We start from the raw sequence: 26,677 nt of genomic DNA, 5'->3' as shown, positions 1-26,677 counted from the left end.
GTTGCCGCTGTAGCCCGTATGCACGCTATCTATGCCAAATTCCGGTAGCCTGGCTGTCCGTGAAGACCAAGCTTTTTGTAGTTAATCCTCATCACATCAATAGCCCTGCCAGACGGTGAGGCTTTTACGTGATGGCAACTGACTACACAAAAAGACCCGGCACGATCAGCACCAGGCTTTTTCATCTAACCAAAATATTAAAACTCTTCTTACCGGCGAAATGTAGTCACGGCCTCCTGATAGATCCGTACACCCGGAATCTCCCGGGCACCATCGGCGATGGCCCCTTTAATAGCCGCTTCATCAATAATCCAGTAACCATTAGGCACCTGGTTAGGATCGGTAATCTCATAGCTCCATTTCATCTGTACGCCCTTGGGAATGGCCACCACTGCCACGTCAGGAGTCAGCCAATTGGTTTGCTCAGTAGGATTCGTATCGACCTGTTCCGCAGCTTCGGCCAGTTGGTGCTCCCGTATCCGCAGTACCTCCCGGTTATAGTGCTCGATGGCATCCTTCAGTGGCTTCATGGCCTCCTCAATGGGCGAAGTCATTTGCTTTTCCAGTTCCATCCAGTCGTGTTTCTGCTTATCGAGCTGTCGGGTGATTTTAAGCCGTTCACTGGCGACCAGTTTGATTAAATCGTGTCCCTGGGATATGTGTTTTAAAAGCGCTTCCTGTTGCTCGGCGCTGCCACAGACCGCGGGCTGTCGGCGCAGGAACTTGATGTAGTCAGTAATGGAAGCCTGAAGGAGATCACGTCCACTGGACTCGTTGAGTGAAAGACCGGTGGCGGGTTTAGTTGGTGTCTGCATGTCGCTAAAACCAGGCCGTAGGTATAAATGTTAGCAGGATCGGGCTTATTTATGAGTATAGGGCGTTTTTTGATGATTGCCTATGACTACAATTCTTTTATTTTTGTCCCAATAAGGATGTTCATATGCACCTAAAAATCACGTAGTTGCCGCACTGTGTTTAAGGTCACAGAAGCTCTCTTTTCTTTCACCACATAACAGATATTCGGTCGAAATACGGGGCTTTTTGGCGCCTATACGCTCTACTAGACCAAAGCTCGGCCGCCGATCACTAGTAAGTATTTAAAACCGAAGACCGGTTTGAGTCGTGCAGGTTACGACAGAATTATCTCTTATCTGCAATATGGCCACTGACTCGTAAAACGGTACTTTTTAACTCCTCAACGGTAACCGGTTTGATCAAATGATCTGTAGCCCCCAAATTTAGGTAGGTTTGGTGTTGTGGTTCTTCCAGTTGAGCCGACAACATAATCAAACAGGCTTTTTCACAACTTGGATGCAACAGCATCGTGCTGAGCCATTTGCTTTCTTCGCCACGGGGTACGACTCCATCTATCACCAGCGCTACGGGATTCGACTTGCCCAGGGCTGCGGCTGACAAAAAAGCGTGAACCGAACTAAACCAGTGCAACTCTAAATGCGTAGCCCAGGAGCGAAAGCCATGCTGCCAGAATAAATAATCATCTTCATCCTCGTCCAGTAGGGCGACCCAATCCTTAATGCCTTCCATGTTTTATTGAATTAGCTCCTGCTGAAGCATACTGTCATATAGGCCTATATAAGCGCCGAATAGGGCGGTTTGTTTTGCACCATTATCTGGATTGCCAAATAAGCTTTCCTGAATTCCGTTTAAACTTGTGCCCGTTAACAATCTATTATTGCTCAGCCGTAACTTACTCCAACAAACTACGAGTGAATCCAAGAATTTCGCCCTGCGTTTTCGTCGCTGATGACGACAAGAATGACCGCTACCTGCTGGCTTGAGTCTTTGTTCAGCACAGGCCCGCATGTCGGTTACAATTTGCTTATGATGGCCTGGCGCAACTAGACCCACTGACTCAAAGCGAGTCCTGCCCTACCTTGATTCTGCTGGACTTAAACATGCCTCGGCTGAACGGTTTTGAAGGGTTAAAGCCACTTCGTGCACATCCAATTTATTAGCATACACTAATCGTCATTTTAACGACCTCGTCGGCTCAACCTGATCGCCAGCAAGCGAAGGCCTCAGGTGCGAACGTTTTATCACAAAGCCCATTGCTGCACCTTACTGGGCCAGACGGTAAGTCAACTTCAGGCTTGGGGGCCGATGCCTCTAATGGCAGAGCTGGTTTAGGGGGAGTTATACCTACAAAGACAACTAGTTGTGATCCAACATTATAGATATTTTTTTCGGTTCAGTAATAGTCCTACCTTGCAAAGGAGATTTTGTTTGGGAAGGTGAACGGATTTAACATCAACACCTCAACTATTTACACCTGATGAACCCACACCACTAATCCATCTCCTGTCTATTGGTCGAATATTCGAACAGTCATAAGTTAGAAAAAAACCAGCCCAACAATAAGGTCAGACTGGTTTAGGATCAAAACAATATTCGAAGCTCAAAGGTATTTGGTTTTCGGTTAAAGACGCCACTAAGTGAAGACTTGACATAATAAGAAGCCATTGTCGCTATTCGCAACTTGGCGAGAGATCGATTCCTTTAGCTGAGGGTCATTCGTTCGATTTAAGGGACTTTTGGCTGAAAGCACTAACTGGGGCAGCATATAAGGCTTCCGCATGGTTATTTAGGTTTCTTAATAGGAATAGGTAGATTGGGGTAAATTTTGCTACCGAAATTTACTTTTCGGCTCATCCAAGTAGTCATCTAGATCATAAATACTTGGTTGGTAGTCAACTATTCTCCTATCGGCTTTGTAACGTTGCATACATTTTCAGGTCTTCCCGTGTATGTTAACGCCCTTATTATTACGATCCATAATTCCCTTTTTGTTAATTTATTTGGCTTTTTTTGATACACAATTAATAATTTGACTGTAAAGTATCCCCTACCAGAGGTGGGGCTTTGTGAAAAAATACCCCCAAAGGGTGATAATTAATTAAAGAGGTCAGTTTGGCGCCCATTTGCCCATTCCTGTTTATCCTGATACTTTATATATCGACGAATCTTGTCCTCATCCAACCCGATGGTACTTATAAAATAGCCTCGCGACCAAAAATGATTTCTCCAGTAGGGCTTCTTTTTTAAACGGGGAAACGCCTTAAACATATTGATCGCCGTTTTCCTTTTAATAGTACCCAACACATCAGCAACATTGTACTTAGGCGGACTTGAATACATCAGATGCACATGATCCGGCTGCACATTCAATTCCAAAACATCCACTTCTTTCCAGCTACAAACTGTGCGTATTTTGTCCGCATCCGCAGTCCAACTCAACCATATCGGCAATTACTTCTCGAAGGATACGGTAACGGTATTTGGGTGTCCCCACAATATGGTAAAAACAATAATAAACTTGGCTAAAGACTTTAAGCTATAGCAAACCAGCCTTGACAATTCCCACTTCCGTCAGCTATACGAGACGCTCCAACACATCAGCCAAAACATGCTTAATTGCTACCAACAGAAGCAACAACTGGTCTATCAAGAGGTCTTTAGCCAAATCCAGCAATGCATTGAAGACTCAATGAAGCGACTACCTCACTACAAATGTACGTCGTCAAATGAAAGTGGACAAAAGGGGTGAAAATGATAAGAGACAATTTTCTAAATTGTTTCACCTAAATCACCTGAGTAATGTCCAAATCGGTCAAATCATCCCCGTCTAAGCATTCCGCTACCAACTCCTCGACTGCTGCTGAGCGTAGACCAGCCCTATCCATCATTAAAGACATCCAGCGGCAAACCCGACGGCAGTATACAGCTGAAGAAAAGATCCGGATTGTCCTGGAAGGCTTGCAGGGCGAACAGTCAGTGGCCGAGATCTGTCGGCGAGAAGGCCTCAATACCAACATTTATTACCGCTGGATCGGACTGCCGAAGCAGTAAGGAATTCCTCGAAGCCGGTAAAAAGCGACTGGCAGGCGATACGACCCGGGAAGCTACCGCACCTGAAGTACAGTCCATCAAGTCCGAAAATGAAGCCCTTAAACAACTGGTGGCTGAATTGAGCCGCTTCGGCGGTCCGACTGGAGAATCGGGTATTAAATCCGCCACCGCGGCTTAAGGCCGACGATTAACCGATACCACCCCATGGCTCAGTCCGAAAAGATAGAGATCATCACGTTGGTCGAACAGTCGCCTTTGCGCGTTAAAGCTACTCTGAAGGAGTTAGGTATTAATCGGTCGACATTTTATCAGTGCCGGGCCGCCGGTGCGGTACAAACGCTATTTGCAGAGTGGCTATGCTGGCTTAGCTGATCCAGCTTATCGGCGGATCAGTGCTTGGAACCAACTGCCACCCGCAGAGAAGGGCTGCGTGGTCGAACTAGCCTTAGAACGACCCGATTTGTCATGTCGGGAATTGACTTGCTATATTGTTGATAATGAGCATTGGTTTGTATCGGAGTCCACCGTTTACCGTATTCTGAAAAGTAGGGGCTTAATTACAACGCCAGCTTATCGGTTGATGGAAGCGGCTGATCAGTTCTATAATCCCACTACGACGCCCAATCAACTTTGGCAAACCGACTTTACCGCACGGGCGGCCCCGCACCAGCGCTACCATGAATCACTCGAGAATGTACGTCCGGCTGATGCTTACTGGGGTCGCCAAGAGCAAATCGTAGCCGAACGGCAAAAAACTAAGCAGTTATCAATGCTGAAACGCCGGAAAAATCATATTTTTCAGCGTTTACAAAGTACTTAAAAGTATCTCTTCTCTTTTCACCCGCATCTGTCCACTTTCGGTTGACGATATACTGAGGTGGTCCGGCTTAGCGGCGCACTGAACTTGCAAGTTTTGTATAATACTCGCTCTCAAACTGTTCAGGGCTTTGGTAGCCCAGCGACGAATGCTTGCGCACTCGATTGTAATACATTTCAATATACCGCTCAGGCGGCCCTGTCGAAGATTTCAGTTCGAGCATCCTCTACATTCAAGAACGTTCCTCCTTCCAATAGTTCCGCTCTTAAACGGCTCCAGAATAACTCGGCAAAAGCGTTGTCGTACGGATCGTCGGCCCGACTCATACTGGGCCTGATGTGCCACAAACTGATCAACTCGTGCAGATCATTTGATACATATTGACCACCCCGATCCGAGTGGGTAATCAAGCCAGGTGAGGGCTGGCGTGATTGTAAGGCGTTACGAAGTGGTATGATAACCAACTCATCTTCCATATTCTCATCGACGCGCCAGCCCACGATGCGCCGGGAGAATAGCCGCGGTGGCGGACCACTCCATCCAGCTACCCAAGTAAGCCCATTCTCCGTTGATCAATGGCAGATATGTGATATCACTCACCGCACAGGCGGCCCTGCCAAATCAAATTGGGCCCTTGTGGTAAGGGTTGATTTAATAAAAGATTAGGCCAGTAGCCTTCCCATGAGTGCTATCCGTCGTACGAGACGGTCGGCCGCTGCCGCACAAATGACCTAGGTTGGATGGGCTGTAAACCAGCCAGTTTCATAAGTTTTCGCACCTGATGCCGTCCTACTTCATACCCCTTCTCTTTCAATTCAGCCACAATCCGTCGACTCCCGTACCGGCGCTTATGATCAGTAAAAACCTGTTCAATCAATTGCTGCTTATTTCCCTTTTCAACTGTTGGTTTGTAGCTATCTCCTCGTTGGTAACGATAATAAGCGGTTCGACTCAAGCCCAATACGGAACATAGAATTTCGACCGTAAATGTATCGGACAGTGCATAAATGAGTTCATAGTGTAGCGTCAGGTCTGTCGGCTGAAAATGCTCAACGGGGCCGCCCGGCGGGCTTTTTTTAAGATCTCGCGCTCGGTTTCCAATTGCCGTACTCGATCCTTGAGCTGCTGGTTTTCCAGTGCCAGCTCACTTTGCTCACTACTTACTTTTTTTACCCCTTGGTTCTGATTCTTCCAACGGTAAATTAGATTTTCTGAAACACCTAACGCATTTGAAACATAGGCGACTGTCTGGCCGTTGGCCAACATTTTGACGGCTTCGTTTTTGAAGTCAGCGTCATACTTACGCCGGGTTTTGGGTCTGCTTGGTTTCTGCATGCTCTTGCTAAGTTAAGCAAGTTCACTGTGCCGATAAATTAGACCATTTCACTCATTATACTACTTTGTTAAGTAAAACGGGTAATAGTAGTGTCACGGTTTTTTATCATGCCTTGACTCGGTTAGATAGTTATTGGTCAATTAGTGAAAGAAAGGCGATGGCGGGATCGGCTATTGAGGCAGGCCAAGAGGCATTGGCCTCAAATCAGCGGTTTAAGAGCCAGTATTCTAAGGAAGTCCAGATTGAACTAACGGATGGTGAGCTTGAATATACTCGATACATAGCACTACTAAGGGGGTTAAGTAACTCGTCGTCTCAAATATCAATCTCGAAAAAATACAAGATGTAATCAGAAGCTACGAATGATAGATTTTGTACTTTCTCATGCTTGGTTATATAACTACGATTATGTAAAGGAAAATAATCAATAAACAGCTTGTTATCTATAGGCTCCTGAACATTGGAACAATACTATTTTTTGACAAAATCGATTTGCTCAATTCCCCTATTTAAACCCTGCCAAGTCATGGCTCCGGTAGTAGTATCTAGTGCAAAAGTTTCTAGTAGTAAACCAATCTGTTCCAGGAAGTAGGCCTCCTTTTCGGTAGGAGCTGAATACCCCACTGGAAAATTATATTCAAGCAAAAAGTAAGCTTTAGGCCCCTTCTTATTATAAATCCAAGGGCCAGCTAATAGATCGAAACGGACTGGATAGGTTTTACGAGCGTATTGAATACTACCCTCATAGCGACCACGAGTAGGGTCAGTTTGTACCAAAGCCGGGGCCAGTGTTAAGGTAGCAAAACTGGTTAGGGTAGTATCCTTTCTGATGTTAATTTCATTTTGGCCGGTGGTACTTAGGTATTTGATTTGAAGTTGTTCCATTGTCCATGTACCCGTGAGTTGAGGAGCTAGCTCCTTCATCAGCTGGCTACTAACTTGTTCCCGCTCAACTACAGCAATAGGATTCACAGATTTATCTGGAGAACACTGAATGAAGCCAACACAAGTTATTAGGGTTAACAAAAAAGAGTTTTTCATATTCATTTCGCCGAGAAGAGTTGTTGTATAAGTGGCATTATGTAATAAAATTTTTCTAATAAACGTAGTTTGGTACGTGAAATCTTATTCTCTAATTTATACAACTTGTATTACAATTACTTTGGGTCTTTCGCACTTTCGCGAATACATTTATAGGCCAATGTTATACAATAAAGCAAGTCGCTTAATGCTGTCAACATATATCTGGTTTATGGGTGCAACTCGAGCTTTTTTGTAACTGGATCTTAACCGATCAGCCGTTTCCTGTTTACAGCCCAAATTCCATAGAACAGCGATTTGATCAATGGGACTGTGGCAAATCTGGTTTATACTGTACCGACTTAACAGTACTAACCATGACGCTAAGGATTGGCAGGTATTGAAAAGTGGATAAGCAAACTGATCTAAATCACTCGCAAGCCTGTTTTTTAACTCTTCCATTGAAACGCGAGAACTCAGTTCATACCAATGGTCACCCTGATGCGAAACGATCCCTAATCTAAAGTTTAACGGACAGCTATAGTATTTGGGAAAAATAGGAACATCTTCTCGATTCCACACTTCACGAAATATCTGCTCGTTGTAGAAACCAATATTAAGTGTAAACGAAAGACTATTGTAATAAGAGCTATACAAGCCTCTCTGCACGTTAAAGGCTTGTACAATATCATTAGTTTGTCGTGCCCAATGTTTTGTCTTACGCTTAAAACCTAATTCTTTAAAAAATGGATGAACAGTATCTTTTAGTAATCCTTCGAAACTAGAAATCAACTCAGTAGCTGCCATATTTACGGGCTTATTTCGAAATAATACTGCCTATGTTTTTTGTTCTATTAATGGCATTTTGTTAGTGATTGTCTTCTTTTAATTCGACAACGCCTGATTTCTTAGTAATGGAGTAATGGCGATAGGATCGACTCTCTGCGGCTACCGAGAGCCAAAAGGCATTAAGGGAGAGTTCATGATATAAAAAACTGCCGGTCCCATGACCATAATAGTATGTCTTACCAGGCTCTACTAACAGATAGACCATTTGCCCACCAGGGCTTATTAACCCTAAACTATCCATATCTGTCTCAATCAATGTATATCCAATTCTTCCAGTTGCTCTTATTTCTAAGGCCGACTAAGCTGAGATAGCTGGTTGAAAGCTTCGAGTAGCGTTAAATATATAGATTTTACTGATTGCTCGAGCTTGGCTATAGGCTTGATGATTGAGCAAAGCTATGCTCATCAAGAATACGAGTAATATTTTCATAATATGATTCTGACACAGTTATATAATCACTTATAGGTTAAGTACTACATAATGTAAGACAAAGAACCTGTTTAAACTTTCGAAAATCGAGCTAAAACGGGCATTTTATAATACTCCGTTCAGAAACGATTTACAGTTTATTTCCATTCGAGCCACTGCCAAGATGAACTAACTTTTGGTTATGAACCAGGACGATAGGGTAATTTCTCAAAAGCTCTAGTAACTAATTATCACATATATTGTCTTTATTTGACAATATCATAATTTGGAGAGGTTACATGGACAAAGTCTGTTGAGACTTTGCTACTTTGAATTATATGAAGGTAAAGTTCGGTTGCAATTAGGCCAAGATACCCAAAATTAAGGAGCCTTCACCAGCCTATGCGATTCGCCACTAGCCGTTTTAATGATATAAAAACCTGGTGGCAAAAGGGCAACAGAAATCTGGTTTTTGCCTTTCTGTAACGTAGCATTATAAATAACTCTACCGGTTATATCACAGATAGCGGCTGTTGTTTCGATACTGCTCAGAATCGATAACTCGGTTGAAAACGGATTGGGGTAAACTAACAGACGTTCCGAATCCGCCAAACTGACGGGCATGATTTCGCTCAGTGAAAACTGCCCGTCGTTAGCTAGTTGTCGGACCCGGTAGTAAACGATTTCCTGCGAAAATGAAGTCGTTGGTTTCTGAAAAGCCAGATGCGAAAACTGATACGTATGCTGGCCCATCCCCGAACTGGCTAGCGAACCCGCCTGGGCGAAGTTTCGTCCATCGAAGGAGTATTCAACGTAATATTGACGAATATTTTTCTCCGCTACCTGCCACTGAATTAATGGCTTTCCACTTGTTACGTAAGCGTCGGCCCGCAACCATTCGTTTTTTTGCTGAACATCGTAGGTCGCCAGAAAGTAGCCGCCGAAGCCTTCGGTGTGAAACGAAACTTCCCACCGGCGGGCTTCCTCATTCCAAACCACATCGGATGTTTTGAGGAAGATTTCTTTCTTTTTGGCGGTATACGTTAGCAGTAATCCACTTCCATCACTGGTCTTGCCCGGCTTCTGCCAGATTATCAGATTACGCATTCGCGCTGAATCCTGGGAATTGGCCGGTAACTTGTATAACGTTCCCTGTCTGTTATACTCATCAAAATCCTGCTGAGTGAAATACAGCGTTACGCTGGCTGTGGCAACGGCTGCATTTTTTGCCGGCATGAGTTGATAGTGACGTCTGACATATTCTCCGTTCGGTTTTTTGTCGATCCATACGCTGGCCGTGACGCTGTCGCCGACGCCCGTGGTCATATAATCACTTTCAATTTTGGCAATGAGCTGATCGCAATCGGCTTCGTAATGATTAGGGAGACCGTAAGGCTGTACTTCGGTTTTGCTTACGTTCGAATAGGCCAGACTGCTGTGGGCGTGTGGCTGCATGGATACGTATACTTTCCGGGTAACTTTATGACCCATCGCATCGGTGATTCTGACTTTATGGTAGCCTTCTGGTAAGCCCGTGACAGTGGCCGTCGTGTCGCCAGTCGATAGCCAGTGGTATGTATAGGGTGCGACACCGCCTTTTACCCTGATTGATGCAATCCCCGATTTCGGATTAGCGCAGGTAACCCCAACATGGCTGCTGGCTACCTGAATGTAATTGTTGTGCGGGTTGACGTCATCGTATTCGTTAAAATCCGTTAGCAACTGCATACACAGATCGGTGTAGAGATAATCGACCCCTTCAGCGTACACGATATTGACCATGTTGTTTTGCCGGATGATTTTGTTCCGGACCATATCGTACACCGTTGGGTAAAGATGCTTGTTGTTGTTCTGCACCGTCGTAAGGCTTGTGTTCCCGAAAGTACTGGCAATCCAGCCTACAATTTTGATCGCGTTTCGTGGATCTTCAGGTTCCGCGATAGCCTCAACAATCGTCTCGCCCATTTCATATAGTTCGCCAGCACATTCAGCAATGTGCATCACATGGTGCCAGAAACCGGGTTTGGGGCTTTCCTTACAGGCGTTATAGGGCCGCAAATCGCAGAGTACTTTCTCCAGGGTAAGGCTAATTTGCCAATCCATACGTTTGTATGAACCGGTATAGGATGCGTTGTTGAAAAAATTGGTTTGATTTTGGATTAATTTATCCGTGCTGGCATTGGTCGTATTAACGTACCGATACTGATTGTCATGGCTTGTCTCAAAAACGTCTTGGATTAGGTGTACGACATCGGCGAATGATGAACCGGCAACCGTTAGAATGATTTTACCTCTGAAGTTGCCAATGGGTTGATTGATTAGATCGGCAAATGTTTTTTCATAGGTCTTTTGGTAAATCACATCCTTAAACTTGGGTAATATGGCGTTCATGTCATCGACAATGGAAGTGGTCGACGTTTCAGTGAAATTCGTATCTTTAATATTAATAATGATAAACTCTTTGGGATGGTCGTGCAGAAAAGCGCGCGCGTTTTTCAGAATATTCTCAAAACCTTCGCCCAGGCAGGTCGATGTCGACATCCCGTGGTCAACAGGCTGGACGGATGTGTGCAGCAGGTTCTCATCATCGTAATAAGGGTTATTTCTAATATCGTTTGGAGTATAATGGGCGTTAGTCAGATTGATACCAAAATAGCGAAAGCCCATTTCCATCTGCTCCTTGATATCTAGGGTTTGGGTAACAAATCCGCACTCATTGCAGGCTCCAAAATCGGGAATATTGAGGGCTTTGTAGAATGTGGGAAAGGCCGATATCTGGGTCGCATCATTCATCCCGGCGTTATGGCTACCCGGCAGCACCAGATTTTTGAGCGTGTGTTCATCCTTAGTTAGTGTACCCATCCAGTCCTGACGCTTGTAATCGAATCCTTTCGCCATCATAATAGTATATCTGGTATTATACGGAGGATCAGAAGCGGTTGCGGCTGGCCAGAACATATACGTAGTCATTTCATTAAGCGAAATGAGCGTGGGCGTAAAGTTGGTGGTAACAATTTTAGACTCCATGGCAAACTGACCAAACGTATTTTTGTTGTCTGGGTTAATGACCCCCTGATAAATCTTTGTATCGTCGTTCACCCCCCGCCAGAGAATATGAACGTCTGTGTCGTCGGCGTTCTCCTTTCGAAAAAGCAGCGGCCCGTCAATGTGGGAGCTATGGTCGGTGTGCGTATGTTTATCCAGTAGCACAAAATCATAATTATTAGCGTAATCCAGAAAGGCGGTATTCAGGTGAGAATCAGTACCCGTCCAGGCAACCAGCCGTCTGCCCCCACTGACTTCACAGAGACTCACATTTCCCACACATTGATCACTCAGGGTCTGATCGTAAATTTGTCGCCACGTACTATATTTAGTATATGGCAAATAGTTTAGCTTTTTTCCAACCACGTAAGTGCGGATGTGATTATCGTTGGCCCCTTTTCCAAAAAAAATGAGCCCGTCGACCTCCGGCAATGGATAGGCAACAATATTAACCAGATCAGTCGGGGAACCGGGCAAATCTCCGCGCTCGGCTATGGTAACAGTACCTTCCTGCGTAATAGCCAGATACTTTACCTGATTATCCTTCTGGCGATTATAAAAAATGTACAGCTTATCCTCATACACCGCCATCGTGGGTACATAATTAGCATAGGCGAAGCCACCCAGCGTATCCTGATAGCCATGATACACATTCGGATTTGCATTACCCGGCTGAAGCAGTTCTTTCTGGTGGGTACTTCCCAAACACGCTACATTCACACTGCCTATGCTCCCTATCCAGGCAACATAGATATAGTCTTTGTACTTAATTGAGACAATTTTACTGGATTGATTACAGCTTTCTACATAATCATAGCCTCTGAAATTACCGTGCAGCATCTGTTGGGAACTGCCAAAATCAAACACCGAGGGGTCGTCTTCCTGAAGTTGCTGACCAAAGCTGTTGACTAAACTAAAAACAGTCAGCAGGATGGCCGTTAGATAGCCTGTTAATTTATAGGTGCCCATACTGGTAAGGATTTATGCTTGGGATAGTTGACTAAGCTTGCTTCAGGTAAGGTGATTTACCGAACAAGCAGACGTAATGAACGAATCGTCGTCCCTTGTTGATAACGCAGAAAATAGATTCCCCCTGCCAGATGCTGTAGGGGTTTTAAGCTGATTATATCCTGACTAACAGCCGTCAGTTCGACTGGCACAAACTGCCCCTGACTATTGATCAACTGTAAATCCGAAGCCGGGATGTTATGAAGCTGTACCTGAATGCGTTGATCTGTAACCGGATTCATGACCAGACGAAGTGCGGGATCGGGATGGTCCATTGAAACAGCCAGGATTCGTGAGTATTCTACTGAACCATCCTTGTCGACTATGCGGAGCCGATAGTAGCCGGTTGGCCATAAAGGCTGATCATCAACGAAGCTGTACCGCTGGCGGCTGCCGGACTCACCCCTGGCCTGTACCTGACCTACCGTAGCAAATTCCCGGGCATCCGTGCTACGTTCGATGGCAAAGTAATCGCTGTTCGACTCCCAGGCCGTTTCCCAGCTCAACTGTACGGTCTTGTCGAAAGCGTCTCCGGTCAGGCTGGTCAGCCGTACAGGTAACGCCTGAGTTAGATCGGCATTGAACGGGAAATCATGGAGTTCGCCCCCCGACTGAGCAAACGATTGAGCCACCACCTGCCCTTCTATATTGGCTTGGTTATTGGCCTGAACCGGACCTTTCGTAATAGCCGCCAACGGAGCCAGCAGACTGCCTTCAATCGATGAGTTACCCCCGATGGTCAACTGGGTCGTGTTGTAAAAATTCCAGAGAATATACGGCGCATTGCTGCCCCCCACGCCACCCAGACTCGGCGTATTCCAAGTATACGAACCGGCGGCATCGACGTTAATAACCAACACTTTATCCGCTGAAGGGCTGTCAACATAAGTAAGATTCTGAATCCGGTTTAAGTCGGTACCCGTTACGTTCCAGACGTTGGTTCCCGCATACAAACCGATTTTTACCTGGTTCGGTAAATTGGTGCTGGCAATAGGCTGGCCATTGCCATTCATCAGTTTTATACGCTCTGCATTCTGCGCCAGCCGAGCCGAATTTTTCGTCAGGGTCGCAAAGGCACTGCTGAAATCAATGACGTTTCCCTGGCAGATGGGTGTAGTGGTTTCCGTAGAAGGTGTAGCATTTTTATTAATTTGAATAACCGGTGTATCATCGTAACGAGCCGTCGATTTCGTGATACGAATCGTCGAATAGGCACCATTGGGTGGCACGTCGTAATAAAGGCCATTTCCGTCCTGATACCACACTTTTAAGGCGTCAGTGGTTGGGCTGCCGTTGCAGAGACCAATTTTGGCGTAGGTATTGCTGTTTACCTGGAGCCGACCACTTTGCAGAATAACTCCTCCGCCAACAACCAATCCTATTGGATAGCCATTGACCGTAAAGGCGGTGGCGTTGCCTTTGATGGCGACCTGATAGTTACCGGCTACCGTCAGGTTTCCCCCCAGCGCAATGGCCCCTTCACTTTCATTGGTAACCAGTGTGGCATTGGTGGCCAGAAAGGCATTGAACTTCCCGGCGGGGGCCAATGGATTTTGGGCCAGGGCTAAGGTAGATACGCCCATGTAGGTAAGTACCGCATGAACTAGCTTATAAAGTCGCTTACTGGAGTAAGTAGTTGGTAAAAAATGTAGCATATTGTTCAGATTAGGATACGTTTAGTGAAGAGGAGTGATGTATTGAAACGGCGGGCGGTTGGGTTAAAGAAGCTGATTATACTTTAGAATCCAGGCTATCGTATCCCCGGTTAACAAAATGGCCAGCATAGCATGGTAGCGTTCATTCGCTACCCGGGTGGCAATTAAACAAAGGAGCGTGTAAAGACCCATACGCACGAAGTACTCAGTACCGATGCCCAAACTGGCCATATGCGTGCCACCTTTCATATACGTGTCCAGCGCATCGATCGGGTACGTAACAGCCACAAGCGAAAAGAACCATTGGCGTCGGGCGTAGTAATATCCCTTATATCCCTGGTACTCCTGGATGTCTTCCGGAAAAAGCAATGAACACAGAAGGCAATACAGAACGACGTATAGAATCACCACCAGGTACAGCAGAAACGTCCAGCGACTGACCTTATTAAGCTGATATTCCCACCACCAGAAAAAGACAATGTCCAGGAAAATATAAAATACCCAAAGCAGATGCACAGCATACGGCCGACTACGGGCCGGGTGAACAATAAGCCTGGAAACACCCCGCATCAACTGGGCAATACAGAAGCTCATAACGAACCCCAGCATCATGCGCGTGTGAGCAAATTCGTTCATTATTAGTACGGATTACTTATACTTGATGAAATCGGCCTGCAATGTGTTTTGCGTAACGGCGTTTGTCGAACTCGACGTAGTAACAGTGGTTTGCTTACCGAATATGTCCGTACCATTACCTATTCGTGTAGATGAATTTGTGTTCTGACTGAGTGTACGTTTGCCCATGTTATAAATCAGTACACCGTCGGCTCCTTTATGCTTGGCTACCTTAATAATTGCCTCCTGAATATCGCTGTATTCATTATAAAGCATACCGGCAATCCCTTCAACACGCCCCATGGTTTCGTACTCACGCTTGATATCAGCGGGATTGAAATACGTATCAACCTCTTCCGTGGGCTGATAGGTCCGGCCAACGTACTGAATATGCGGACTGCAACTGGTCTGGAAAAGGATAAGTAAGACGAGTACATAAATACGGTTCATACAGTTTATGGATTAGTTATTATAAATGATAGGTCAGACCAATGCCCAGGCCTACGTAAGAGAAATAAGCCGGGTTGTAAAGCTTGGTCGATGGGCTGGATTTTTCAGGAACGGTTTCCAGAAAGCCCGCTTTTTCATAAATCCAGGATTTATCACTCGTTGTCATTGTGGGTAGTGCGTTCACGCCATTCACCTCGTATTTAGTATAGTTCCCCCGGGAAATGGGCAACGACATAATTTGTCCGTTGGCCTCGACAAACAGGGAAAATTTCTCCGATACCCGAAACGACAAGCCAAAGCAGGCGGCAAATCCCACTTTTGCGCGTGAAGGTTCACTGGCCTGACTGACAATCTGATACGGTTTACCATCTAACATAAACCGGGATTCCTGATACTCAGAACGACTGGAAACGGCGGCAATAGCCAAACCCAGCTTGGTATAAATAGACAGCAAGTCTCCGCTATTCCGAATCACAACAAAGGGCGTAAATACCAGTCCCCGAATACGGTCGGTCTGAAACCCCGATACACTGTCCAGGTCACTGGAGTAGTCTGCCCGGATGGTGCTGCCCAGCAGATACTGGGCGTTGATTTCCAGGCCGAGTGTCGAGTTTAGCATCTTGCCTATACCCAGGCTAAAATTGGCTCCTTTCGCATAGGAACCGTATATACCCGATGTGAACGTATCATTACCTACATTTACCTCGGCTTCATTGATTTTCTGAGGACTGGCCGGAAAACCATAGCCTGTCTTAATAATGACGTAGGGCGCTGTCGATTGCGACTGCAACTGAGCATTGACAGGCTTGCTGATTCCAATTAGTGAAAGACTGAGCGCAGCTAGTTTGTAAATAAAATGCATCGGCAACAGAAATAATTAGTTCTGGAAATAATTGAAGACGAAATCCCGCCCATTGGTATAAAAGAATTTATCCATGGCCGTTTGCGTCGATAAGCCGTACAGCAGTGGCTGTTTGTTATGAATCACTGAAAACAGGCGGGCAAATACGACCATCTTCCGGTGAAACGAAGGCATGTATTCGGCACTGGGCGCCAGTTGAATAGGCTGAATAAATCCGTCGTAATCCGAGCCAATCGCCAGGTGATCCCATGCAGAAGCATCCTGACGCCCGGACACTTCCACTACGTGAAAAATGTTTCTTAGCAACGGTTCGGAGCGGTAATAATCCTCAAACGTGATTGGTGTACCATCGGCCAGACTATACTCATCCGCATTATACACGTCGTTGAAGAGCCGACGCAGATTCTTTTTGTAGGATTTATTGTAGTTGGGCATGGTGAAGCCCAGAATACGCCGGTCCAGGTTCAAACCAATGATCCCGTCGCTGTCATAAATGGCTTTGACCTCTTCATCGCAGAAATTAATGCCCCACGGATAAAACCAGTTTAACGTATTGTAATTGGCCGTACCCTGAAACGGATTCATCGATTTCTCTACATCTCGGGGCAGGCCACCAAAATACATGACCCGGTCGCTCGGCTTGAGCGATTGGGTATACGCCCGCCAGAACTGATCGCGTTCGTTGGCCTGAATTTTATAGAAGGTCTGGCCAAATATCAACTCTTCGTACGAATCCCGTAGTGGAAACAAACCCGTTGCCATCGCTACGGGCCGTTTCTTGCCACTCAGCCCAATATGCGAGGCAATAATCGGGATCAGCTTCTTGCCCTGTGCTTTCCGCTGCGTATTGACACTGTCGATGTATTGATAATACTGGAATCGCGCCTTCAAATCCATATGCTTGACATCCAGATAAATAGGCTGCTTAAAATCATTTTCAGTATCCAGCAGCCGGTTCATAACCTGATAGCCTAAATCGGTCTCAACCTGATCGTCGGTATAAGGCAGTTTAAAGCGTAATTTTGTTTTCCCCATACGAACAACCGTATCCCTATATACGTCACCATGGATACAGCCAATAATGCCCTCCCCATATTTGGCGAATACGTTACGGCTAAAATCATCGGATAGCGAAGCCGCCGTTAGTAGTCCCCGGCGCAGACCGGGTTTGTCCAGACTTTTGGCGTTGCCGAACATTTTGTTCCAGCCGAAATGCGCCACCGTAATAAAAAAAGTCCGGTGCGGTAAGTCTCTGATTTTCTGTATATTGGAAAAAATTTCCTGACGGCAGAGTTCCCCGCACCCTTTTGATTTGAGGCTGTCGATTTTGCTAAGTACATCATTACCAAAGAGTACGTGCCCCCCTTCGGCTGTCATGACCATACCAATGCCACCGGTGGTCACTATACGTTTGAGGTCGGCGTTGTTTTTCGCCAGCAGAATCTTGGTACCGTTATAGACCGAGTCCTGATTAATAGCGTAATAGTATTCACCCAGAAATTCTTTGAAGGAGGAATTGTTTTCTGCCGCCAGCACCTCCTGCCGCTTCATGGGCATATGGGTAACAAAACGCAGGTTTATTGACCGCTGACCGCGAGTGGCCAGCATAATTTTTTCGGGGGGCGTAATGGACATGCACAAGACCGAACCGCCCAAACCGGCCAGATTTGCGTAGTTGGACTGGTCATAATTAGCCATGTTGGATTCCTTACCTGTTCGCTTGTTATTCTGGTTTTTCGTAAAGGGAACCCAGTTGGTACGACCATACTTTTTGTTCAGGTAGCCGGGTTGACTGGCATACCGGATTGTGCTGTCCGGGCTTTCGACCTGCCGATAGTAATGTTTAAACGAGGTATGGATGTGAAAATCCGAAAAGGGTAAGGAGGTCGTTGGTTTTTCCTGGGCGAAGACAGTTGCCCACGAACAAATACCCCAGAACGTCAGGCAATATCGTAGCAGATACTCACGAATGTACTGGCACATGTTGATTGAAAATTTTACGTAGCAAAAGGATAGTATGGCCGCTTTGGACCATCTTCGGCTAACCGTCTGTAGCTTGCAGGCTGGCGATGAATTGGTCAACGGATCTGACTAATGGCGGTTTCGAGCTGCGTATCTTTCCCCGTTTTCAGGGCCACTCCGTTGTAACTGGCTTCAACGTCGGGAGGAACGCCAATACCCTCATAGATCTTCCCGTCCTTATAGCGAAACATTAACGAGGAGGTGTACACTCTGGCAAGCACACTGGTCGAAAATTCACCGCCATTATAACGAACATTTTCTTGAGTCAAAGGTCCCGTGCCTCCCCAGGTACGTTCCCCAACTAGTTTTCCGTTTCCCGTTGGCAGTGCTTTAATTGCCATGGGGGTTATCTCCGCCATACTTATTGAAAACATATCGACCAGCGCCACAATCGGTTTCGTAAAGGGGCGGGCACCCGGTACGGCATGAACCGTAAAATCGAACCAGGGTAAATAATCTAACCGCCCCATACCGGCTTTTGCACGGAGCGAACCAAACACGTAGGATTTATCGATTAACCGCCCAAGAAGAAAGTCCAGATCTGATGCGTTTCCACCACCATTTCCCCGCAAATCCAGGATGATTCCATCCAGATCAGGGTTCTGAAGTTCGTCGAAGACGTATTGAACGACCGCCTGGGCTGGACTGGTTGGATCAGCATACCAGTCTGACAAGGCAAATTGCGGAAAGCGGAAATAAAGAATATTCGTGTTTTTAATTTTACCCGCGACCAGAAGTCCTGGGGAGGATTTAGATGTATCCACACCGGTTACGGCGCCCGCGCTCAGGTAGTTGGCAGGGATGGTTTTCTGATAGTGCGCCACCGGAATGGGCTGATGCAGGCTGGGCCTCTTTAGTATTCTGGCATTAGAGGGTGAAATTGCCGGTAAGGTAGGATCTTTGAAGTACAGAGTGTAGTGCGAGTCGATCAGATTGGCCGTCATTTCCTGATAGTACGTATAGCCCTTCTTTCTGCTACTTTCATCATCTGATTTCAATTTAGCAAAAAGCGGTCTATAGGTACGGTACACTGCGTCCCAGTCGGTTGGGTCGATATCCCAGAACGCATAACTGTTGTTCATGCCCGTCCAGAACGCGTCAAATTCATCGGTTAGCGTTAATGCAACCGACTTTTCCGGCGGATTAATTTGAGGAAATTCCTGCCGACAGGCAGTCACCAATATCAAAAACAACAGGCTGATTAAAGCGTAAAGATGTTTCATCGGAAATAAATAAGTACAGTGAGTATTACCGTAGCGTTAACTGATAGAGACAGCCAACCTGCAGAGCATACGTCTGGTTGTAACGGGGAATCTGGTTGATCATATAGTTCTTCTGCTGATCGGACAGAGCGTAGTAGTAGCGCCCTTCTACGAAAAAATTATACCGACCGGCCTGATAGCCGATGCCGGTCCCCGCCAGCAGACCAATCTCCAGACGACGATCTTTTCGACCGTCGAACGTGTAGGATTCATTGAATTTCTGGAGTAGATAGTCAGGCAACGCGTCTGATTCATCCGTTTCATCCTCTAGCTGCGGGCTGAAAGCAAAAAGAGCGCCCTGGTTCGTACTGGTCGCCCAATAACCGGCATACCCGCCCAGATTCATAAATCCCTTCAGTCTCGCACCACCAAAGGAGAAATGCCCCATGATCGGAAGTTGAAGATACTGGTTGGTTGTCGTCTGGTATAACCCGTCCAGACTACCCGTGCGGTTTAGTCGGTAATTCTTCTGAATCAGTTGAGGTTCAACCTGGAAAGCCAGCCACTTATTAACCGAGTAGCGAATCGGGATGCCTATACTGAAGCCGGTGGCGGGCGCATATTGCGTGGACACGAGGTAACCGGTACTAGTATTGAGGTAATTTTTGACGTACCCTCCTTGCACACCGACTGACAACTGAGCAAATGCGCTGAATACCGAGAGGGAGAGTGCCAGGAAACAGCTAAGAATCGAATAGTTCTTCATAGAGCTTGGTTAAGTTGAGCAAAGCGGTAACTGATGGACTCATAAAGACCATAGTAACTAAATGCAGAATCACGGATATGGGCGTTAAGTACAGACGAGCCTTTCGGGCTTTAGTTAGAAAGGAGATTCGTTATAACAGCCACCACGGGTTGCGGAAACTGAAAGCCATCGCTGAAATACGCTTTGACGTGCTGATAGCCTGCTTCTGTCAGAAAACTCCCATCATGGTTTGGGTATACATTAGGAGTGCCATTAAAGGCATATTCCTTGTCAGGCGCAATACGCTGATAACTTTTTAAATCGATAGCTACCTTTAGGGCATCATAGGCCAGCTTATATTTAGTGGGTAGCTGAAATCCCCCCTGCCCGCCGGGATTGAAGGGGGGCGAACTGGAGTACATGGTTGGAATACGGGCGAATCTGTCTTTCTGCCAACTACTGGGCACAATGTCGTAGTTGTTGATGACCGAGTGATAGTTCTCGCCGAACTTAGCAGCCGCGTAGCTGGCAAACTGACTGTCGCCCGGCGTAGGCCCGGCAATTGGATAAGCGCTTACGGTGGTTGTATAGCCCAGCTTCTCTTTCCATTCAATGCACTTCAGGGCCATCAGGGGCGACAAAGCGCCACCCAGGCTATGGCCCGTAAAGGCCACCTCCGTCGTGTTGATATCCGGTTGCGCACCCAGAAACTCCAGCAGTGTTTTTCCCGTCTTCGCATCTTTCATAGTGCTTAAAATGGAAAGACCTACCATACTGCCTTTGCTAATTTTGCCACTATTAGGCATTCCCCAGTCGGCCTCTTCTAATACGTTAAAATCCTCCAGCTTCCAGCCTTTTTCCGAAACGATGTTAGTGCCCGCAATGCCCGCTACGTACATTGGTTTACCCGTAGTGAGATTGGTTCCTTTAGCCACATACATCAGGTTATCCGTTACGAAACTGTCTACGGGAGTTACAGCGCCCGACGACGCTTTTTTCAGGCTATTCGACGTAACCGGTCCCCATACTACCTGCCAGTCGTTTCCAATATATGCCCGCAGATCAGCGTTATTTTTCAGCGCATCGTTTACTTTCAGCGTATTAGCATTCAGGGCGGCTTCTGAAGTGGCGACAAGGTGATAATTAACGTCGGCAATAAAACTCAGCACGGCAAGGGTTTTGTGCAGCCTCGTCGGTGGAGTTCCGCTTCCATTGGGCGTCACGATAGGGTGATCCATCAGACAAGCCGCTAACAGCGTGGACCCTATAAGAATCAATGCAACAAATTGAATCGCTTTTTTCATGTGTTTAGATATACCTGAAATTGTTCAGATCATACAACCCTTAGTTACTTGTTCAGATACAGACAGGCCGACGCCTGTCAGATATTGCCGCTGTTCGTAAAAACTTGCATTCTTTCCATTGCCAATGATGTAAGCCATTACGTTCACAACTCCCATGTTATATTCAGCATACGCACCCATATGAAGGCCAAACCAGTATCGCAGGCTAACCGGAACAGACACGGTTATGCTATGATATGAACGATTCCCTTTGGCAATCAGTCCTGAACCAACCTGGTCTTTCCCGCCAGCAAAATTTTTCCCGCCATTACGCCTACGTAAAGGTCGAGACGCTTAGTCATGTTGATGATAGAATTGAATACTGGCCGATTCGGACGGTTACGCATAGTCGATGGACACAACGGTCAGTGCTGCCTTAGCGATGGAATTGGTTTTACGTTGAGCTTAAAGCCGTTACACGTTGACGTTTCTGGTCAACGGAATTGTTGATAGAAATTAAAATTAGCCAAGGCGGCTGGGCTGGCTAAAGTAACAGGTCGATTTTTGAATTGTGACACTTATATCCCGGCGATTGTTGACCTTTAATGAATCTATCTAGCAAGACGCACTGGATCTATTCTGTATAGCACTGTTGTAATACTGTCCCTTGTTATAGAAAGTCTGGGGCTTGGACTCCCATCCAGGGAATTATTATTGCTGCGATTAATTACATAAGAACAGGATGAGCCACTCTGCGTTAGATTGCCATACTGGTATATACCCTGAAGTTTATTATTCGTGCCTGGTACGTTTGCTGTTGGTTTATTAGCAAAATAGATGTTAGGACTCAGTTTCACATATACGCTGTCGCCGTACTTGTAATCCACAGATAGACTGAATGACGTATCAGTCAGTGTAACCGTTTTTGCCTTCTGATCAGAGCCAAGGTAAGTGACGGTTGTTGGTTTGTTTTTGTTCAATGGCGAGTATGTTAACTTGTAATTGAGCGTGTATTTACACGAACTGTAGTCAGGGTTTGGAGTAGGATCAGGAGGAGTAGGATCAATGTTATCGGATTGAGAACAACCGAAGCAGAATGCAAAAAGTAGTGAAAGACCAAATAGCGTGTAATAGTTAAATTTCATAAGCCGAAAGTGGTTAATTGTTAAGAATTTTTAAGTTTGACTGGTAACAAAATACAGCCTCTATTAAGAGCCTGTCTATTTTGTTAAGCCAAATGTAACAGGCTCCAAACAGCCCGGAAAGGGCGAAATGGATAGTTTTTGGGTAGTAAAAAAAAGACTACCCAATTGGGTAGTCTCTCAAAAATGGCTAAGAATTTGTCAATTATTTCTGATTAAGAACTCCTTACGGTTATTAACATTCAACATTTGGTAAATATTCTTGATATGATATTTTACGGTATTTTCTGAAATACAGAGCTGCGCAGCGATTTGCTTGTTGCCCATTCCTTTGTTCAGACAATCAAGAACTTCCAGTTGCCGGTGTGACAATACGTTCTGACAGTCTTTGTGTGGAGTAGCTTCTAAAGGTAAGGTGTTTGAATCTGCTGCTAAATAGGCCTGAAGTTGTTTTCTTATACGGCTTTGCTGTATACGGATATACCTCATCCAGCCCAGTAATGCAAATAATAAGATTGTAATGATCGATAACCCTGTCTTGAGCCACTGCTGACTGGACTGGTGCTGCTGGTTCTGCCGATTCGTATCAGCCATCAGCATCGTTTCTTTTTGGTTATGAAGGGCGGCAATGTTCTTCTCTTTAGCGTATACACCGTTCAGTGTATCTAACTTTTGTTGAATCTGGAGTAGGCGCATCTGGTCATGCTGTCGTCTATAAATCTCCCGTAGTTCTTCGTATGCATACAGTTGGTATTTAATAATATGGCATTCTTCCGCCTGAGCAATAGCCGCTTTAAACGCTAAATTCATTTGAGTAATCTGGTGCGTGGCGGCAAATAACTGCATCTGTTTAACCTGAATCATGGGCAAATTGCAGGGAGTTGATACCCGCATCAGCTCAATTGCCTGGTCGTATTTTATCTGAGCTAATTTATATTCTTTACTAAGGAATCGAAGGTATCCCTGCTGCATGATCAGCTTCGCTTTGTTTTCCTGAGTTAAGTATCTAAAATTGGTTCTTTCTAATTCATTCATGAGTTGGTCAGCTTGTTTATACGCTTGGGTGTCGAAATAAGCAAATGCTTCTTCAGAGCGAATCGTAGCCAGATAGATGTTTTTTTTAGGTGATTTTAGAGCGAACTCACGGGCAACAAGTAGGTACTTTAGCGTTGACTGATAGTCATACACCCTTTTATAAGTATAAGAAAGGAGTATAGCCGCCTGGTAATGCTGATCAGGGCTATATTGTTCATCCTGTAAAATAGGGAGTAGTATTTTTTGTGATTGAACGTATTGTAAGGCGTTATTGAGTCTATATACTTTCTGCTCTAATTGCTCGTAAGGCAAATTCTGAGCAGTTATCGAGTTAGGTAAATACCAGAATACACTTAAAATCAACAAATTAAACTTCTGGGAATTAGACATCTTCATGGACTAGTTAACAATACTGATAGATAGGTACAAACAAATTATCCATTGAAACTAAAACTATACAAATTTTCGTGATTATTTGATTAAAATCAATTACGTGGAACTTTAGCATTCTTTACATAAAAACCGGGTTTAATGTCAATGCTTCGAATCTTGTGTTGGTCATGTTTAGTTAGACGGTAATTAAGAGACAGTTTTTGAATTATTCTGGTAGCACGCCTGCTCAAATTGCAACGGGTTGATGTAGCCCAGCGACGAATGCCGGATATTGGCAACTACCCAGTGCCGCATTTGCGATTATCCTACCGCTTAATGTGCTCAAATAACTACTCCTATGCGTCTGAACTTGTAGCAAAACACTGGGCGCAGTCCTCGGGACAAACCTACAAGCGACATGTTGAAATTGCCTGTCGTAAAAGTGGAGCGGAGAAAGGTATAGTAAACCCTAAAACTGAACGACGCAACGGCTTTGTGGAGGTTGCCAAGATTCCGGGAAAATGTTTCAGGTCGTATGCGACGGATTGAATTGAACAAAAATTAAAAATTTGTTTTCTCGCAAAAAGGCTCGATTGCTTGAGACGCAGGAAGTTTCATCGAACGGCTGATAGGGACCAGTCTTATAGCGTCGAATTTAGGGCGTTGCCGACGCCCCTGTTTCTCCCAAAGAGAAACCACCAAAAAGTAAAAGGCCGAAACATACTTCGATCAAGCCGCCTGTAAGCGTAGTGACCAACGAGTGCGTGTTGGAGGCAAATAAGCTATAAGCCGACACGCCTAACAGACCCCCTAATACCCAGAATAGCTTGTTGCCATACAGGGTGCGAAACGTTAAGTAGCGGCCGCCGATAATCAATAACATGCCTTGAAAAAACCATTCTGGTCGTAGTAAAGACAGGCCATACGCCAGCGGGATACTCATCAGCATAAAAACGGTTCCCTCCATGGCCAGGCCAGTCAACGGGTTGTCTTGATTGGTCGCCGCTTTCAGGCCCATCAGTTTATTGATTAGGGTGCTGACAGGGTGGATGAGGGCACCCCCAATGAGGAGCGCCCAGATCGCCTGTTTAGTTGAAAAGTTGTAGAGGACACCGGCAGTTATGAGCCACACGACTCCTGAGATGAATACGCCTGTGGCACCATTTCGGTAATTGGTTCTTAAGTCGGTTTGCGCGGCTGCTAACGAATCAATTGGGGTGTTGTTTTGCATGGCCAAAAGTAGATTCAAGAGTACGGGAGGCTAAAGCAATTCAAGTGTTACCCATTGTACAACCGAAACAGGCTTAGCGGTAGAGAGGGGTTATGAGAGGTGATTTATTGGATTAACTAGGTGATGCTAGTGGCGGATACTATAGAACGGTCGGTACCCGTTTTACATAAATTCTCTCAAAACGCTCCCCAACATAAGGCGATAGAATCTTCATCTATCTGCTGCTCAAATGGAGTGTTTTTTTAAGATATGTCCGGCAATAAACTATACGCTTAGGTCTGTAGCTGTAGTTTCCCCGCTAGACATTGATGCTGCCTATCAATTTGTTCAGCAAACTGTGTAACTGCTGAGCATCCTCTTTGGTAAGACCAATATTGTCGGCTAGGCGCTTGACGACGCGGGGCGCTTCGGATTGGATTTGTTTCCCTTTCGACGTTAGTGAAATGATGACACTGCGTTCGTCTTGCTGAGAGCGTACCCGATTAATCAAACCCGTCTCCTGCATTCTTTTGAGCAACGGAGTCAGCGTGTTCGACTCTAAGTGAAGCTTTTCAGAAAGTAGCTTGACATTGACCGAGTCGGTCTCCCACAAGATGAGCAGAACCAGGTACTGAGGATACGTTAGTCCCAACTCAGCCAAAGCAGGCTGGTAACATTGAGTTACCAGCCGGGAGGCTGCATACAAAGGGAAACACAATTGATTCTCTAATTTGATCAATTCAGGGGTAGTCATAGCCATACCTTCAAACTTATCTTAACTAGCTACTGGCAAGTTAATCTGATTTTTAGTAAAAGCACCTCTACTTCACAGAGGTGCTTGCCATCAGTTAGACAACTTGTAACTGGACATCGACATTGCCACGGGTGGCATTCGAATACGGACAAACCGTGTGTGTCTTTTCGACTAATTGTTGAGCTTGTTCCTGGCTAACACCCGGAATGGTAACGGCCAGAGCCACCTCTAATCCATACCCTCCCTGACCATTTTGCTTTAAGCCAACGGTCGCTTTAACTATCGAAGGTGCTGAAGGCTTTACTTTAACCTGGCTCATCACCAGATTCAGGGCACTATCAAAGCAGGCTGCATAACCAGCCGCAAATAACTGTTCGGGATTAGTATGACCGCCTACTCCCCCTAGTTCTTTTGGGGTACGGACTTCCAGTTCCAGGATGCCATCTTCGCTTTTTATTTTTCCATTCCGTCCACCACTCACTTCCACGGTTGTTTCATACAGGGTGCTCATATTTGTATCGTTTAAGATTGTATCGTTTACGATACAAATGTAGGCTTGGTTTGATGAGAATCCAAATCAGTTGAAAAAATTATAGAGATTGGCAGCTGTTGGTCATCTTATAACAACGCTCCTAACTGAGACAAAGGATTCTTTCCTATGTCTGCTAGACAAAGGTGAGGTTCGGCTAGAAGGACAATTGACTTCTATAAAGTAATTCGGTAAGCATAAATAAAAAAGAGAAGCCTGATTTTGCCAGACAAATCAGGCTTTCTCATGCCGGTTAGACCATCCTTAACCTCCCGTAGATTCTTCTACCTCCTTCAGGCATTAATCAGGATAGGTGACGTTTTTGAAGTTGTAGCCTGATGGCTTTTCGTTTCTTGCTGTAGTCGGCGAAAGCAGGGATTAGTGCCCAACTACTAGCGGCCACCAAATACGAGCTGAGGACAAATGCCATCCCGACAGATAAGACGAGTA

At 45.6% G+C, this 26,677-nt stretch carries 24 protein-coding genes and 2 pseudogenes; 3 read left to right on the top strand and 23 right to left on the bottom strand.

The window, feature by feature from the left end:
* Positions 1-209: 209 nt before the first annotated feature.
* The 3 genes from IC230_RS27130 to tnpA all read right to left on the bottom strand — a co-directional run bounded on the left by IC230_RS27130 (position 210) and on the right by tnpA (position 3,255).
* Positions 210-815, bottom strand: coding sequence for a hypothetical protein (locus IC230_RS27130; protein WP_191042206.1), 606 nt, complete (start codon positions 813-815; stop codon positions 210-212).
* Positions 816-1,140: 325 nt separating this feature from the next.
* Positions 1,141-1,545, bottom strand: a complete 405-nt coding sequence (locus IC230_RS27125; RefSeq protein ID WP_191042205.1) for a hypothetical protein — start codon at positions 1,543-1,545, stop codon at positions 1,141-1,143.
* 1,365 nt (positions 1,546-2,910) lie between these two features.
* Positions 2,911-3,255, bottom strand: coding sequence for an IS200/IS605 family transposase (gene tnpA / locus IC230_RS27120; RefSeq protein WP_394355512.1), 345 nt, complete (start codon positions 3,253-3,255; stop codon positions 2,911-2,913).
* Between the two features lie 444 nt (positions 3,256-3,699).
* Here tnpA and IC230_RS34920 point away from each other — a divergent pair.
* Together IC230_RS34920 and IC230_RS34870 are read left to right on the top strand one after the other, a co-directional pair.
* Positions 3,700-4,146, top strand: a pseudogene (locus tag IC230_RS34920) (transposase); the annotation flags it as partial.
* Between the two features lie 46 nt (positions 4,147-4,192).
* Entirely contained in the window at positions 4,193-4,687 is a 495-nt protein-coding gene (locus IC230_RS34870) for a helix-turn-helix domain-containing protein (protein ID WP_394355509.1), read from the top strand.
* Between the two features lie 67 nt (positions 4,688-4,754).
* Here the strand turns inward: IC230_RS34870 and IC230_RS34865 are convergent, their stop codons facing one another.
* From IC230_RS34865 to IC230_RS27045, 16 genes and pseudogenes are all read right to left on the bottom strand, one after another.
* On the bottom strand, positions 4,755-4,907 hold the full coding sequence (locus tag IC230_RS34865) for an IS3 family transposase (RefSeq protein WP_394355508.1): 153 nt from the start codon (positions 4,905-4,907) through the stop codon (positions 4,755-4,757).
* A pseudogene (locus IC230_RS34190) lies at positions 4,873-5,190 on the bottom strand (transposase); the annotation flags it as partial. The pseudogene IC230_RS34190 and the gene IC230_RS34865, both read right to left, overlap by 35 nt.
* 182 nt (positions 5,191-5,372) lie before the next feature.
* Positions 5,373-5,639: an IS3 family transposase gene (locus tag IC230_RS34185; protein WP_223860884.1), complete on the bottom strand. Its 267-nt coding sequence runs from the start codon at positions 5,637-5,639 to the stop codon at positions 5,373-5,375.
* Between the two features lie 71 nt (positions 5,640-5,710).
* Entirely contained in the window at positions 5,711-6,019 is a 309-nt protein-coding gene (locus IC230_RS27105) for a transposase (protein WP_191042204.1), read from the bottom strand.
* A 472-nt stretch (positions 6,020-6,491) separates the two neighbouring features.
* Entirely contained in the window at positions 6,492-7,067 is a 576-nt protein-coding gene (locus tag IC230_RS27100) for a hypothetical protein (protein ID WP_191042203.1), read from the bottom strand.
* A 144-nt stretch (positions 7,068-7,211) separates the two neighbouring features.
* Complete coding sequence (locus IC230_RS27095) at positions 7,212-7,847, bottom strand: DUF4304 domain-containing protein (RefSeq protein WP_191042202.1); 636 nt, start codon at positions 7,845-7,847, stop codon at positions 7,212-7,214.
* Positions 7,848-8,679: 832 nt separating this feature from the next.
* On the bottom strand, positions 8,680-12,312 hold the full coding sequence (locus IC230_RS27090; protein ID WP_191042201.1) for a T9SS type A sorting domain-containing protein: 3,633 nt from the start codon (positions 12,310-12,312) through the stop codon (positions 8,680-8,682).
* 56 nt (positions 12,313-12,368) lie between these two features.
* Positions 12,369-14,006, bottom strand: a complete 1,638-nt coding sequence (locus IC230_RS27085) for a collagen-binding domain-containing protein (RefSeq protein WP_191042200.1) — start codon at positions 14,004-14,006, stop codon at positions 12,369-12,371.
* Positions 14,007-14,069: 63 nt separating this feature from the next.
* Positions 14,070-14,642: a hypothetical protein gene (locus tag IC230_RS27080; RefSeq protein ID WP_191042199.1), complete on the bottom strand. Its 573-nt coding sequence runs from the start codon at positions 14,640-14,642 to the stop codon at positions 14,070-14,072.
* Between the two features lie 12 nt (positions 14,643-14,654).
* Positions 14,655-15,071: a hypothetical protein gene (locus IC230_RS27075; RefSeq protein WP_191042198.1), complete on the bottom strand. Its 417-nt coding sequence runs from the start codon at positions 15,069-15,071 to the stop codon at positions 14,655-14,657.
* A 19-nt stretch (positions 15,072-15,090) separates the two neighbouring features.
* Positions 15,091-15,933 (bottom strand): hypothetical protein, encoded by an 843-nt coding sequence (locus IC230_RS27070; RefSeq protein ID WP_191042197.1) that lies wholly within the window; start codon positions 15,931-15,933, stop codon positions 15,091-15,093.
* A 15-nt stretch (positions 15,934-15,948) separates the two neighbouring features.
* Positions 15,949-17,916, bottom strand: a complete 1,968-nt coding sequence (locus tag IC230_RS27065) for a hypothetical protein (RefSeq protein WP_191042196.1) — start codon at positions 17,914-17,916, stop codon at positions 15,949-15,951.
* Positions 17,917-18,011: 95 nt separating this feature from the next.
* Complete coding sequence (locus IC230_RS27060) at positions 18,012-19,178, bottom strand: S41 family peptidase (RefSeq protein WP_191042195.1); 1,167 nt, start codon at positions 19,176-19,178, stop codon at positions 18,012-18,014.
* Positions 19,179-19,203: 25 nt separating this feature from the next.
* Positions 19,204-19,923, bottom strand: coding sequence for a porin family protein (locus tag IC230_RS27055; protein ID WP_191042194.1), 720 nt, complete (start codon positions 19,921-19,923; stop codon positions 19,204-19,206).
* Between the two features lie 110 nt (positions 19,924-20,033).
* The gene (locus IC230_RS27050) at positions 20,034-21,206 is read right to left on the bottom strand and encodes a lipase family protein (protein WP_191042193.1); all 1,173 of its coding nucleotides are present in this window, start codon (positions 21,204-21,206) and stop codon (positions 20,034-20,036) included.
* Between the two features lie 24 nt (positions 21,207-21,230).
* Positions 21,231-21,428, bottom strand: a complete 198-nt coding sequence (locus IC230_RS27045) for a hypothetical protein (protein WP_191042192.1) — start codon at positions 21,426-21,428, stop codon at positions 21,231-21,233.
* A gap of 14 nt (positions 21,429-21,442) precedes the next feature.
* Here IC230_RS27045 and IC230_RS27040 point away from each other — a divergent pair, with 14 nt between their 5' ends.
* Entirely contained in the window at positions 21,443-21,625 is a 183-nt protein-coding gene (locus IC230_RS27040; protein WP_191042191.1) for a hypothetical protein, read from the top strand.
* Between the two features lie 903 nt (positions 21,626-22,528).
* On the opposite strand, the gene IC230_RS27035 is transcribed toward IC230_RS27040, so the two are convergent.
* From IC230_RS27035 to IC230_RS27020, 4 genes are all read right to left on the bottom strand, one after another.
* On the bottom strand, positions 22,529-23,752 hold the full coding sequence (locus IC230_RS27035; protein ID WP_223860883.1) for a helix-turn-helix transcriptional regulator: 1,224 nt from the start codon (positions 23,750-23,752) through the stop codon (positions 22,529-22,531).
* A gap of 637 nt (positions 23,753-24,389) precedes the next feature.
* The gene (locus IC230_RS27030; RefSeq protein ID WP_223860882.1) at positions 24,390-24,965 is read right to left on the bottom strand and encodes a DUF7010 family protein; all 576 of its coding nucleotides are present in this window, start codon (positions 24,963-24,965) and stop codon (positions 24,390-24,392) included.
* 298 nt (positions 24,966-25,263) lie between these two features.
* Entirely contained in the window at positions 25,264-25,704 is a 441-nt protein-coding gene (locus IC230_RS27025) for a MarR family winged helix-turn-helix transcriptional regulator (RefSeq protein ID WP_317171852.1), read from the bottom strand.
* An 88-nt stretch (positions 25,705-25,792) separates the two neighbouring features.
* On the bottom strand, positions 25,793-26,209 hold the full coding sequence (locus IC230_RS27020; protein WP_191042190.1) for an organic hydroperoxide resistance protein: 417 nt from the start codon (positions 26,207-26,209) through the stop codon (positions 25,793-25,795).
* Positions 26,210-26,677: the final 468 nt, after the last annotated feature.

The sequence above is a fragment of the Spirosoma validum genome, assembly GCF_014699035.1.
Taxonomy (GTDB): Bacteria; Bacteroidota; Bacteroidia; order Cytophagales; family Spirosomataceae; genus Spirosoma; species Spirosoma validum.
This window is presented reverse-complemented; position numbering and strand designations above follow the sequence as displayed.